12 protein-coding genes are annotated in these 13,181 nt (G+C 55.2%); 3 read left to right on the plus strand and 9 right to left on the minus strand.

The window, feature by feature from the left end:
* Window positions 1-186: 186 nt before the first annotated feature.
* The 8 genes from AC3WJN_RS22280 to AC3WJN_RS22315 form a co-directional block, all read right to left on the minus strand.
* Window positions 187-888, minus strand: a complete 702-nt coding sequence (locus AC3WJN_RS22280; protein ID WP_005832115.1) for an LrgB family protein — start codon at window positions 886-888, stop codon at window positions 187-189.
* A complete protein-coding gene (locus tag AC3WJN_RS22285; RefSeq protein ID WP_005832117.1) occupies window positions 866-1,255 on the minus strand; it encodes a CidA/LrgA family protein in 390 nt (129 codons plus the stop codon). Before AC3WJN_RS22285 ends, AC3WJN_RS22280 begins: the two co-directional genes overlap by 23 nt.
* A gap of 98 nt (window positions 1,256-1,353) precedes the next feature.
* Entirely contained in the window at window positions 1,354-2,238 is an 885-nt protein-coding gene (locus AC3WJN_RS22290) for a LysR family transcriptional regulator (protein ID WP_005832119.1), read from the minus strand.
* A gap of 115 nt (window positions 2,239-2,353) precedes the next feature.
* A complete protein-coding gene (locus AC3WJN_RS22295) occupies window positions 2,354-3,490 on the minus strand; it encodes an Ig-like domain-containing protein (protein WP_007777033.1) in 1,137 nt (378 codons plus the stop codon).
* Window positions 3,491-3,596: 106 nt separating this feature from the next.
* On the minus strand, window positions 3,597-4,781 hold the full coding sequence (locus AC3WJN_RS22300; RefSeq protein ID WP_005832122.1) for an ROK family transcriptional regulator: 1,185 nt from the start codon (window positions 4,779-4,781) through the stop codon (window positions 3,597-3,599).
* Between the two features lie 159 nt (window positions 4,782-4,940).
* Complete coding sequence (metA, locus tag AC3WJN_RS22305) at window positions 4,941-5,855, minus strand: homoserine O-acetyltransferase MetA (RefSeq protein WP_005832124.1); 915 nt, start codon at window positions 5,853-5,855, stop codon at window positions 4,941-4,943.
* Window positions 5,856-6,173: 318 nt separating this feature from the next.
* Window positions 6,174-7,433, minus strand: a complete 1,260-nt coding sequence (locus AC3WJN_RS22310) for a Glu/Leu/Phe/Val family dehydrogenase (RefSeq protein ID WP_005832128.1) — start codon at window positions 7,431-7,433, stop codon at window positions 6,174-6,176.
* Window positions 7,434-7,617: 184 nt separating this feature from the next.
* Entirely contained in the window at window positions 7,618-9,066 is a 1,449-nt protein-coding gene (locus AC3WJN_RS22315; RefSeq protein ID WP_197187143.1) for a nicotinate phosphoribosyltransferase, read from the minus strand.
* A gap of 142 nt (window positions 9,067-9,208) precedes the next feature.
* Between AC3WJN_RS22315 and AC3WJN_RS22320 the strand changes: the two genes are divergently transcribed.
* Complete coding sequence (locus tag AC3WJN_RS22320; RefSeq protein WP_007777044.1) at window positions 9,209-9,880, plus strand: MOSC domain-containing protein; 672 nt, start codon at window positions 9,209-9,211, stop codon at window positions 9,878-9,880.
* The gene (gene rluF, locus AC3WJN_RS22325) at window positions 9,870-10,559 is read left to right on the plus strand and encodes a 23S rRNA pseudouridine(2604) synthase RluF (RefSeq protein ID WP_005832134.1); all 690 of its coding nucleotides are present in this window, start codon (window positions 9,870-9,872) and stop codon (window positions 10,557-10,559) included. The genes AC3WJN_RS22320 and rluF overlap by 11 nt, the downstream gene beginning before the upstream one ends.
* Window positions 10,560-10,667: 108 nt before the next feature.
* Here the strand turns inward: rluF and AC3WJN_RS22330 are convergent, their stop codons facing one another.
* Window positions 10,668-12,101, minus strand: coding sequence for an aminotransferase-like domain-containing protein (locus AC3WJN_RS22330; RefSeq protein WP_309479704.1), 1,434 nt, complete (start codon window positions 12,099-12,101; stop codon window positions 10,668-10,670).
* A 111-nt stretch (window positions 12,102-12,212) separates the two neighbouring features.
* Here AC3WJN_RS22330 and AC3WJN_RS22335 point away from each other — a divergent pair, with 111 nt between their 5' ends.
* On the plus strand, window positions 12,213-13,142 hold the full coding sequence (locus AC3WJN_RS22335; protein WP_005832137.1) for a DMT family transporter: 930 nt from the start codon (window positions 12,213-12,215) through the stop codon (window positions 13,140-13,142).
* Window positions 13,143-13,181 lie beyond the last annotated feature (39 nt).

The following is a 13,181-nucleotide window of genomic DNA, read 5'->3' on the forward strand; positions in this document are numbered from 1 at the left end:
CAAATGGACAGTGGCTACCTTTTGCTTGGTTGCTGCCGTTTTTGGTTGTGTAGCTGAAAATGTCATTCAGAATACTTCGACAAATTACGAACGCATTTTTTATGCAACGCTAGTGAAAACAAAATTAATATTTATACAATTATACCGAGAAAAAAGGGAGCTTGCCAAGAAGCTCCCCCGCTATCGCTATGAAACGGCCAGCCACGACAAGATCAGAGGCAACAGAGTGAACGCCCACACGACCGTAATCATCGCCCCGGCAATGACGGCCAGCGTCGCGCTGCTCCCTTCCGTGTCGCCGCGCTCGAACGCCTTGACCATCCCGAGCATGTGCGCCCCCATGCCGTACATCAGCCCGATCGAGACGGGATGGCGCAGCTTCATTTTTTTGATAATCCACGGCGCCAGAAAAACGCCTGCAAAGCTGGTCAGCATCCCGAACACCGCTGTCATCGCCGGCATGCCGCCAATCGCGTCCGAGACGCTAAGGGCAATCGGCAACGTAATCGAGCGAGGGATGACGCTGATGGCGGCCGCCTTGCCCAAGCCGACCAGCATAGCTGTCGACACGCCCGCGATAATCGCAATCAGGGAGCCTGCGGCGAGGCTTTGCAAAATCATCCGCTTGTGCGCCATCAAAATCGACCAGTTGCGGTACAGCGGCACGGCAAACGCCACCGTCACTACCCCCATCAGCTCGCTGATCCACGACGTCGCTTCGCTGTAGGCAGCATACGGGATGCCCGCGAGCAAAAGAAAGACAATCATCGCGGCTGGCGCAAGCACGGCAGGGGAAAACAAGAGGCTCGGCCGCTTTTTGTTGATCCGCTTCGCCATGTAAAAAAACAAAATCGTCAGGACTACGCTACACGTTTTCCACAGGATCAAGCTGCTTCACCTCACCGCGTTTGAACAGTCGCTCAGCAACGACGCCTGTCGAAATCATCACGAGCGCGCAACCGCTAGTGACTACCAGCAAAACGAGCAGTCCTTTTCCTCCGAGCAGCCACGGATACTGCATCATGCCGACCAGAGACGGCACGAAAAACAAAATCATTTGCGAAAACAAAAGGGCGGCTCCCGCCTCTACCCACTGCAGGCGCACCCAGCCGTTGTGCAGACAAATGAACAAAAGCAACAGCCCGATCAGGCTGCCGGGGACAGGGACAGGCAAAAACGAAGCGATTCCTTTGCCCAGCCAGGTGAATCCATACAAGAGCAAAACTTGCCCGAGGAGCAAGAACCATTTTTTCATCGAGACCACTCCGGTTCCTTCATGTTGGTACCTTCATTCTAAAGCGTCCCGATTCCATTCGTACAATACATAAATATCATGATTTCTATTCCATTTGGTTATGGCGACAAATGCTGCCGCACAAACTCGATGAAGGCGCGGGTCGCGTGCGACAGGTAGCCGTCCTTGCGGTAAATCAGGGCGTACTGCCAGTCAATCACGGGAGACGAGATGTTTACCGTATGCAGTTGGTCGTTGTGCAGGCGTCTCACAATCGAGCGCGGAAGCAGCGAGATGCCTAGCTCAGTCGCCACCATTTCCCCGACAAAATCCCACAGCGAGCTCATGTAGGCCACTTTTGGCTCAAAGCCGCTCATTCGGCACGCCTGGCGCACGACGTCGTGAATCGCGTACTCCTCTGTGAACAGGATAAAGTCCTCGTCCCGCAACTCCGCCAGGTTCACTTCGTCCGCCCCCGCCAGCCAATGCTGCTGATGCACGATGGCGACGAGGTCTTCCGCCACCAGGGGAACCGCGGAAAACTTTTCCGCATCCGTCGGCAAAACCGTCAGGCCGAGGTCGACGCTCCCCTGCTCCACCTGAATTTCCAGCAGCTTGGCGCTGTACTCCTTCATTTCGATCTCAATGCCGGGATATTGCTTTTTGAACATGGCAATTACATTCGGCAGCAAAAAAGAGCCGACTGTCGGCATCATGCCCATTTTCACCCGTCCGCGCTCGATGTTGCGGATTTGCGCGATGGATGACGTCATCCCTTCCATCAACTGCAGCACTTTTGTCGCGTACCCGTACACCAGCTCGCCCGCTTCGGTCAGCTCCATTTTCCGCTCCGAGCGATCCAGCAGCACGACGCCCAGTTCCTCCTCCAGCGCTTTCATCATCTTGCTGATGGACGGCTGGGAGACATGAAGCGTGTTGGCCGCTTTTGTAAAATTTTTTTGTTTGGCTACTTCCACAAAGTATTGCAGTTGTCGAATATCCATTTGCCGCCTCCACCCGATCCGTTCGCTTTGATTCTTGTCTTTCCCAAGCTTACCACAGCCTTTACGCCGATGAAAAAGCCAGGACGCATGTGCCGCCCTGGCTTGTGACCTGCTTTTATTTGACGGCGGCCTGGATCATCACCCGCTTGCCGCCGTAGGAAGCGGTAATGGTCGCACGTCCTGCTGTCCCGGCTGCGACTTTGCCTTGCGCCACGCTCGCTACATTTTTGTCTGTGCTCGTCCATTCGGCCTCTGCTGTCACGTCAGCTTTCGTCTTGTCGGAATAAATGGCGAACACCTGCAATTGTTGCGACTCGTTGGCTGTGAGCTGGATTCTTGTCGCACTCAGCTCCAGCCGGGATACGACCGCTGCCTCTACCGGAATCGTAATCGTTTTCCCGCCGTAGGATGCGGTAATTTTCGCTTTGCCCGGCCCGATGACCGTCACCACGCCGCTTTCTACCGTTGCCACTTGCCCGTTGTCGGAGATCCACTTCGCCTTGGCGGTGACGTCGGCTTTTTCCTTGCCGTTCACCACGGCCGTGAGCTTGACTGCTTGCGACGAGCCAGGGCGCGCGTACAGCTTCTTCTGGTCACTCTCCAGCTTGGAAACGACATCCACCTCTACCGGGATGGTCACGCTTTTGCCGCCGTACACTACTTTGATTTTCGTTTTGCCCGAGCCTACTGCGGTGACGAGTCCGTTTGCCACCGTCGCGATCTCGGGATCGGCGCTCGTCCACTCGGCATTTGCCGTGACGGCTGCTGTAGACTTGTCTGTAAACGAAGCGGTTGCCACGATCTGCTTGGCAGCCCCTGCGTTCAGCACGAGCTTTTTCTGGTCAACGACAAGCTTGGCGACGACATCCACTTCTGTGGAAATGGTGATGAACTTGCCGCCAAAGCGGGCCTTTACATCTGCCTTGCCGCTGCCTGTCGCCCTGAGCAGCCCGGCCTCTACCGTGACGATTCCGCTGTCGGACGTGGACCACTCCGCCTTTTGCGTCACATCTTCGGTCGTTTTATCCGCATATTGCGCGAGTACCGTCAGTTGCTGTGTCCCGTCTTTTTTCAGTCTGACCGTCTTCTCTTTGACCGTCAGCCTCGACAGCTTTTTGCTCTGGCTTGCTGCCGTTTCTGCTTTCGCCAGTTCTGCCGCTGGCCCGACGCCGGACAGAATCGTTCCGACTGTCAGGACGACGGTCAGCAAGGCTTTTTGCCACCTGCGCAAGTATGTGCTTTTCTTCGACACCGTGCTCTCCCCTTTTGCCGCTTTTCCCGCGAATGCGTTTTCCACTATTTTCTATATCGGCACGGGCAGAGATTTCAATAAATGGTATTTTTGGTGCGAAGTCGTCCTACTCTCCGCTCCACGACCCGGACAGTGGGGCAAAGTGCTGCATCGCCAAGGCCCCTGCGCCCATGACAATCGCCTCTCCGCGCAGTTCGGACGGGATCACCCGGAACTTCCCTTTGAACGGCTCCCAAATCACCTGGTCGCTATGCTCCTCGACCAGCTCGACAATCTCGCGGTAATTTTCCACCAGGTCTCCTGACAAAATGACGGTGTCGGGATTGTACATGCAGACGATGTTGTTGATCGTGATTCCGATGTAGAGGGCGGTGCGGGAGACGATTTCCTTCGCCCAGCGCTCCCCGTTTCGCGCCGCGGCAAACACCTCGCGCACATCGGTGACTTCTTTTACCCTGCGCGCCTCCAAAATCAGCGCGTTTTCATCAATATACGTCTGCAGGCAGCCGCGCTTTCCGCACTCGCACAGATTGCCGTTCGGGTCCAGCGTCGTGTGCCCCAGCTCGCCCGCGCTGTTCGAGCCGCCGCGAAACACTTCGCCGTTGATGATGAGCGCGGACCCGATGCCTGTCCCAATCCCGATCAGGGCGGTTTTGTTCGAGCCTTTGGCAGAGCCGTACAAGTATTCCGAGAGGATTTTGACCTTCAAGTCGTTGTCGATCACAGTCTTGATGCCCAGCTCTTTTTCGATCAGCTCGGCAAAAGCTACGTCCTTCCACCCAAGCGTCGAGGACAACTGGACGACTCCCCGCTCGTAGTTGATGACGCCCGGCACGCCGATACCTATGCCGATGACTTTTTCAAACGGAATGCCCTGCCTCGCGATCATGCCGCGAATTTCCTGGCAAATCAGCGCTGCCGTCTCGGCTGGCGTGCCCGCCAGCGCCTTGTGCTCCACGCGATGGTGCGCGACGATCGTCTCGCTGAAGTCCATGATGCCGAAGCTGATCCGCTTTTTCTCAATGTCGACGCCGATCGTGTAGAGTGCGCCCGGCTCGATGTCGAGCATGATCGCCTTCCTGCCGACGCCAGAGGAAGTCAGCTCCGTCTCCCGAATGACGCCTTCCTCGCACAGCTCGCTGACAAACCGGCCGATCGAGGTCGCGCTCATCCGCGTAATTTTCGTGATCTCAGCCCGGGAAATCGGCCGCTTGTTTTTGATAATATCGAGAATCATCAACTTGTTGTGTTGCTTGATAACGTCCTGATCCTGCTTCACGATTTTTTTCATCACCAAAACTCCCACCTTGCTAATGAGATGCCGCTTGCTTTTACATAGTTATCCTCACACTACCTGTCGGGGTCTGGTACGTCAACTGCAAAAGCAAAACCGCCGCTACATCTTGTCTATGCAAAAAACCACCCGATTTCTCGGATGGTTTTCCGGCTGCTATCTGTTGTTCAGATCGTACGGTGTCTCCTGGTACACGTAATAGTTGAGCCAGTTGGAGAAAAGCAGATTGGCGTGCGCGCGCCAGGTGACGATCGGCTCGCGGCTCGGATCATCGTCGGGATAATAGTTGCGCGGCACGGCGATGTCCAGTCCCTTGTTCACGTCCCGCTTGTACTCGTCCTGCAAGGTGGTCGGATCGTACTCGGAATGGCCGGTCACGAAAATTTGTCTGCCGTCCTTCGTCGCGACGATGTACACGCCCGCTTCCTTGGACTCGGACAAAATTTCCAGTTCCGGCACCTTCTCGATGTCCTCCCGGCGATTTTCCGTATGGCGGGAATGCGGGACGTAAAAGTAGTTGTCATATCCGCGGAACAGCTTCACATTTTGCTTGTTCAACGTATGCGGGAAAATCCCGAACATCTTTTCCGGCAGCGGATGCTTGGGCACTCCGAAGTGGTGGTACAGCCCGGCCTGCGCCCCCCAGCAAATATGCAAGGTCGAGGTCACGTTCGCCAGCTTCCAGTCGAGAATTTGCTTCAGCTCTTCCCAATAAGTAACTTCGGTAAATTCGAGTTGCTCGACAGGCGCCCCGGTAATCACCATGCCATCGAAGCGTTGGTCCTTGATTTCCTCAAACGTTTTATAAAACATCGACAAATGCTCTTCCGATGTGTTTTTGGAGGTATGGCTGGACATGTGCAGCAAGACGATTTCCACCTGCAGGGGCGTATTCCCCAGGAGGCGAAGCAACTGTGTTTCCGTTGTTTCCTTCACCGGCATCAGGTTCAGGATGACGATTCGCAGCGGCCGGATGTCTTGCGTAAAGGCACGGCTTTCTTTCATGACAAAAATATTTTCACGGGCCAGCACTTCCACCGCAGGCAACTCGTCAGGCAGTTTGATTGGCATAAAGATCCCCCTTTCCACTCTTTGCAAAGCAGGTAGAAAAACATTAATCCGACAAATTCGACAAAAATACTTGGGTTCCTGCTTCCACCGGGAAGTATCGCGAAAAATGGAAGCCTGCTAAAACAAGCATGTATCGAATGTATATATGTTTATATATTCTGCAAATTTTTCGTCAAATCATTATACCTTTCTTTCTGGAAAAATAGCAGAACTTTTTCTGGAATGGCGAGAGGACCTTTTGCGCTTAATTGCGACAGCGGCATGAGCGAAAAGCCTCTCGCAAACAACTTGCGAGAGGCTCGTAGATTCGCCCGTTCGTCAGATCCAGCCACGCGCTTCCATGGCTTCCTTGATGCGCAAGAGCGAGATCATGTACGCGCCTGTGCGCAGGTCGACCTTGTATTTTTCCGCAAGCTCCGCCACCGACCGGTAAGCGTTGACCATCGCGGTTTGCAGCTTTTCGTTCACTTCCTGCTCGGACCAGTAGTAGTGCATCAGGTTTTGCACCCATTCGAAGTACGACACGGTCACTCCGCCCGCGTTGGCGAGAATGTCCGGAATGACCACGACTCCTTTTTCGCGCAAAATCGCGTCGGCATCCGGAGTCGTCGGACCGTTGGCTGCTTCTGCAATCCACTTGGCCCGGACGCGATCGGCATTCGCGGCTGTAATCACATTTTCCAGTGCGGCCGGAATCAAAATGTCGACTTCCAGCTCCAGCAACTGTTCATTGGAGATCGCGGTTGCCCCCGGATAGTCCAGGATCGTGGACGTGTCCTTCAACTGCCCGACCTTCGGGATATTCAAGCCTGCACCGTGGTAAATGCCGCCGCGCGAATCGCTGACGGCGACGATGCGAAAGCCAAGCTCGGTCAACAGTCTGGCTGCGATTCGGCCTGCGTTGCCGTACCCTTGAATCGCTACTGTCGTCTCCGCTGGCTTGCGTCCCGAATCTTTGAGCGCCTCCAAAATCGTGAAGACACATCCGCGGGCCGTCGCTTCATTTCTCCCTTTGGAGCCGCCGACCGCAAGCGGCTTGCCTGTGATGACGCCTGGCGAATACGCGCCTTTTAATCGGCTGTATGTATCCATCATCCAGCCCATGATCTGCGGCGTCGTGTAGACGTCCGGCGCGGGAATGTCGGTGTCAGGGCCGACGATGTCCGCAATCGCTTCCATAAAGCCGCGGCTCACGCGCTCCAGCTCGCCCGCGCTCAGCTCGTGCGGATCGCAAATAACGCCGCCTTTTCCGCCTCCATACGGCAGGCCGACGACACCGCATTTGAACGACATCCACATCGAGAGCGCTTTGACCTCATCCATCGTGACGTCGGGATGGAAGCGAATGCCGCCTTTGGTCGGTCCCACCGCATCGTTGTGCTGCGAGCGGAACCCTTCGAATACGCGAACGCTGCCATCGTCCATTTTGACCGGAAAGCTGACTGCGAGCACGCGCTTCGGCCTTTTCAAGATTTCGACGGCGTGGCTTGGCAGACGAAGCAACGCTGCTGCCGTGTCAATCTGCTTTTGCACAATCTCGTAAGGATTCAGGTTTTCTTTTTCTACTGTCTTTTGCATGCTTGATCCTCCCCACCTATCTTGCATCACCCTGGCGCAGAGCTAAAGGATGAATGGAGTTATTATATATGAAACAGATAAATTCAGACAATTTATTTTTGATTTTTTCACATTATTGTGTCATTTGTGCGTTTGTATGAAAAAACGCCTGCTGCATCTTCGCGACACAGCAGGCGTTCCCGCTTTATTTTTTCATATAAGCCTGCATCAGCTTGGTTTTGGTCTCCCACACTTCCTCGCTCACATGCAGGCGATAGTGCTCGGGGTTGAGCATCCGCAAATACTCCGGCCAGAACTGTTTGAGCTGCTCGCGGTGGTAGCTGCGAATCTCCTCCAGCTTCGGCAGTTGATACACCAGCTCGCCGTCGACAAACACCGGGATCAGCAACGCTTCTGCCTTGTAGCGGGTCACCTGCTTGTTCCAATACGGGTGGATCGGGTTGAACAGGTTGACCGGAGCGCCTTCGGCAATGGTCGTTTCCTCCGGGAAGCACAAGTAGTCGGCAATCGCTTTGCCCGTATCGGGATCGATCAGTCGGTACATGTCCTTGATGCCGGGAGTCGTCACTTTTTCCGGATTGGACGAAATCTTGATCGTCGGCTGGTACACCCCGTTCGCGTCCTGGCGCGCTACGAGTTTGTACACGCCGCCGAGCGTCGGCTGATCCGCAGCCGTAATGAGCTGTGTCCCCACTCCCCAGCTATCGACCTTCGCGCCCTGGACTTTCAGGTTCATAATCGTGTGCTCATCGAGGTCGTTGGAGGCGACGATTTTCACGTCGGTAAGCCCCGCTTTGTCCAGCATCTCGCGCGTCTTCGTCGACAAATAGGCGAGGTCGCCGCTGTCGAGCCGCACAGCCGTCAGCTTTTTGCCTTCCTGCTCCAGCTTTTTCCCTACGGAGATCGCATGGGGGACACCGCTTTTCAGCGTGTCGTACGTGTCCACGAGCAGGGTCACCTGGTTTGGCAAGGCATCAGCAAAGCGCTGGAATGCTTCTTCCTCGTCCTCGAAGCTCTGCACCCACGAGTGCGCGTGCGTTCCTTTTGTCGGGATGCCGAACATTTTTCCCGCGAGCATGTTGGATGTGGCGTCAAAGCCGGCCAAATACGCCGCTCTCGTTCCCCACAAGGCTGCGTCTGCTTCCTGCGCCCGTCTCGTGCCGAACTCCATCAGGACGTCGTCGCCAGCCACGTTTTTGATCCGGGAAGCTTTGGTCGCAATCAACGTCTGGTAGTTCATGTAGTTCAACAGGGCGGTTTCCACGAGCTGCGCCTCCATGACGCGGCCTTCCACGCGGATCAGCGGCTCGTTCGGGAACACCATCGTGCCTTCCTTGACGGAGTAGAGCGAGCCTTGGAAGCGCAGGTTGCGCAGCTCCTCCAAAAAGCCCGGATCGTAATTCTCCTCCTGCTCCCGCAAATATTGCAGGTCGCTTTCTTCAAAACGCAAATTTTTAATATAATGAACAATTCGCTCCAGCCCGGCAGAAACAGCGTAGCCGTTGCCAAAAGGCAGCTTGCGGAAATACGCTTCGAACACTACTCGCTGGTTGTGCGTCCCGTTTACCCAATGCGCGTACATCATGTTGATCTGATATTTATCTGTGTGCAATGCCACACCAAATGATTGCATATCGCATAAGCCTCCTGTGGATTCCTTTCCAACATCATACCAGAAGCTGTCGCCCGTGCCCATCTGCGGTGGAGCTTGGGAAGAAATATGTGATAGTATGGAATATAAAAAACCAAACGCGCGCCCAGGAGTGGAAGAAAACATGTCCGACCCAAAAATCGTTTCTTTATGTAAAGGATTGCCCAAAAACATCAGTTACAACGGCAAAGACTTCCTCTCCGGCATTTGGAAGGAAGAGGCTGACGAGCTTGTCGTCCGCTCCGCCAAAATCGACGATGACGACGTAGCGAATCACGCCTATCACGGCGGACCGGATCGCGTCGTCTGCGCGTATCCTTCCGAGCATTACACCCATTGGGAAAAGCGATTTGGCCAGCCCTTGACGCCATCCGCTTTTGGCGAGAATCTGACGCTTTCGGGCATGACGGAAGAGCAAGTATGCGTCGGAGATGTGTACCAAATCGGGGAGACGATTCTTCAAGTGTCCCAGGGCAGATTTCCCTGTGCGACGATCAACAAGCGAAACAACAACAACCTCCTGCTCAAAGCTGTCGTGGAAATGGGCTACACCGGCTACTTTTTCCGCGTCCTGCAGGAAGGCACGATCAGGCCAGACTCTGCGGTCACGCTGCTTGAGCCTCATCCCAAGCGCGTAACGGTCGCTTCCATCCACCATCTGTACTTCCACAACCAGTCTCTTACGGAGGAGACGATTGCGCACATGCTGGAAGTCGAGGAGCTGGCTTTGCCGTGGAGAAACAAGCTCTTGGAAAAACAGCAGCAACTAGCGAAAGGAACCACCCATGCGAATTAACAAGTTCATCAGCGAAACGGGCATTTGCTCGCGCCGCGAAGCAGACAAACTGGTCGAAGCCAAGCGCGTGACCATCAACGGCGCACCTGCCGCACTGGGGAGCACCGTCGCGCCCGGCGACGACGTGCGCATCGACGGCAAGCCGCTCGGCGAGAAGAAAAAAAGCGTCTACATTGCCCTAAACAAGCCTGTCGGCATCACTTGCACCACCGAGTTGCACGTCAAAGGCAACATCATCGACTTCGTCAACCACCCGGAGCGGATTTTCCCCATCGGCAGGTTGGACAAGGACTCCCAGGGCCTCATCCTGCTGACCAACGACGGCGACATCGTGAACAAGATTTTGCGGGCGGAAAACAATCACGAAAAAGAGTACATCGTCACCGTCGACAAGCCCGTGACCGCCAACTTTTTGCACGGCATGGCAAACGGCGTGCGCATACTCGGAACCGTGACCAAGCCTTGCAAAGTCACCAAAGTGAGCGACCGCGTCTTCAACATCGTCCTGACGCAAGGGCTGAACAGGCAAATCCGGCGGATGTGCCAGGCGTTCGGCTACCAGGTGCGCCAGCTTCAACGCGTGCGCATCATGAACATCAGGCTGGGCAATTTGAAGCTGGGCCAATGGCGCAATTTGACCAGCGAAGAGTTGCGGGAATTGAATAGAAGTCTTTCCTAGACGCAGCGCGATATCGCGGCGCGAAACACGAAAAACAGACTCCCTTTGAGCGGAGCCTGTTTTTTTATAGCCAAAAGCTGCCCCACAGCGACACAAACGGAGCACGTACTATGCATCTGCGGCTCCCATCAAAACCCGAACCTGCCCCACAAACTTCCTGATCCCCTCCCGAAGCTGCTGCTCATTCAAATACGAATAGCTGAGCCGAATCCACGTGGCAAACTCTCGTTGCGGATCGCAAATCGTACCGGGCACAAACGTAATCGATTGCTCCACGCACGTGCCCAGCAGCTTTTCCATCGGGGTCGAGTCCGGCAGCTTGATCCACAGGTTGAATCCGCCAGTCGGGCGGCTCCATTCCCAGTCCGTCGCAGCCAGTTCCTCCTCCATGATGTCCCGGCGAATGGCGAGCGCCGTGCGCAGCTTTTGCAAATGCTGCTGCATCCGTTCGGAAAAGAAATAGTGCAAAAAGATTTTTTGGTTCAATAACGGCGTTCCGCTGTCGGACAATGCCTTCGCGCTGAGCAGGTACGCCATGAGCGAAGGGCGGCAGGCGATCGTTCCGATGCCGAGGCCGGGAGCCACGTATTTGCTGAAGCTGCGCAAGTAGATGACGTACCCGGACGTGTCATAGGCAAAAATCGGCAAGGGCGGCTCTTGGGCAAAGTACAGATCGCGGCACGGATCGTCCTCAATCAGCAGGCACTGGTATTTTTCCGCCAGCTCCACCAGCCGCTTGCGCTGTTCGCGCGGAACCGTGAAGCCCGTCGGATTGTGAAACGTCGGGTTGAGATAAAACAGCCGCGGCTTGTGCGTCTGCATGAGCCGCTCCACCTGCTCCAGATCATAGCCGTGCTGCCGAATCTCGACCGGGACAATTTTCGCGCCTTGTCTGAGAAAAACATCAATAGCCGGGCTGTAGGTGGGCCGCTCCAGCAAGACCACGTCTCGCGGCTTGACGAGAACGCGGGCAACCAGGTCGATCGCTTCCTGCGAGCCGGACGTGACCATCAGCTCGTCAGGGGTCAAATAAAAGCGAAACCGCTCCGTATAGTAGCGGCACAAAGCCTCGCGCAACTCCTGATCTCCCTGCGTGGTCGAGTACGTGCCCAGCACTTTCGGATACAGGTCAAACACTCTCTTCACGTATTCCGAAAAATACAGATTCGGCAACAGGTTCGGGTCGATCAGCGCCTTGGAAAACTGGTAGGTCGCCTGCACCTGGTGAATTTCCGACAGGTGGCTTTTTTGCACGTAAGCAGACACAATCGGGTCGTTCCATGAGCTTTCCGGCAATAGCCCGCTCGGCTGAACGAAATAGCCCGATTTATCCTTGACGTACACGTATCCGTCTTGCTTGAGCAGTTGGTACGCCTTGAACACGGTCAGGCGATGCACATTCAGCTCCAGCGCCAGCGCCCGGACGGACGGGAGCTTGTCATGCGTTTTCCAGTCCCCGCGCCTGATGCCTTCCAGCAAATAGTCGTAGACCTGCTCAAACAGCTTATCGGCATGAACGCCGGACAAACCTTGTCTTTTCATGCTGGCCCTCCCCTTCCTCTTCCATCGTAGCTGACAGCCTCTGCATCTGTTCTATTCGCGTTCATCTGTTCTGTTCCTCTCCCTGTAAGATGGGGAAAAGGAGGAATCACCATGGTATTTGCCAATTATATCGCGATGTGCCTGATCTTCGGGACGACATTTTTAGCCATTAAAGTCGGGATCGACGCGGGAGCGCCGCCCTTTTTCTCGGCGGGGATTCGCTTTTTTCTTGCTGGCCTGATCTTGTTTGCGGTCATGGCCTGGAAAAAGCAAGCGCCCCTCTCCATCCTGCTCCGCAAAGAGATGGTTTTCACTGGCATATGCCTGACGTTTGGCGTGTTTGCCACCTTGTATTGGGCAGAGCAGCATCTAAGCTCGGGCATCGCGGCGGTCCTGTCGGCTACCGCTCCGCTGATGGTCATGCTGCTGCAAACAGGGCTGTCGCGGCAAAAGCTGTCCGCAAGCTCCTGGGCAGGCTGCCTTATCGGATTTGGCGGGGTCATTCTGCTGCTTTTGCCTGGGCTGACCTTTTCGTTCAGCATGCTCTGGGTCGCTGGCTGTATTGCGGTCCTGTTCGGCCAAGTGTTTTATTCCGCGGGCGCCGTCTATTCCCGCCGCGTTTCCCAACAGTTCAAGGACGTGTCGCCGATCACGTTAAACGCTGCGCAGATGATGTACGGCGGCATCCTGCTGCTCATCGCCTCCGCTTTTACCGAGCAGGTGCACATGGAGTTTCTGCTGTCACCCCAGGCCGTCCTCTCGCTGCTTTACTTGATTTTCGTCGGCTCGATGATGGGGCACACCATCTTTTACTGGCTGGTGGCGAAAACGAATCCCGTCTTTCCTTCTACATGGCTGTATATTTCGCCGCTGATTGCGCTCGCGCTCGGGGTCGCTTTGTACCAGGAGCCGCTCTACCTGTCTTCGCTCGCAGGCGGCATCGCGATTATCGCCGGAATCGTCATGATTAACTGGAAGACATTGCAGCAGTTGGTCGCGAAAAAAGCTCCGATCAGACATGCGGAAAGCCCGACAAAGTAGCCTTGCGCTCTTTGTTGGGCTTTTTGCCATTCTCCTAAA

The organism is Brevibacillus sp. FW306-2-1A-C05A, from assembly GCF_058781555.1.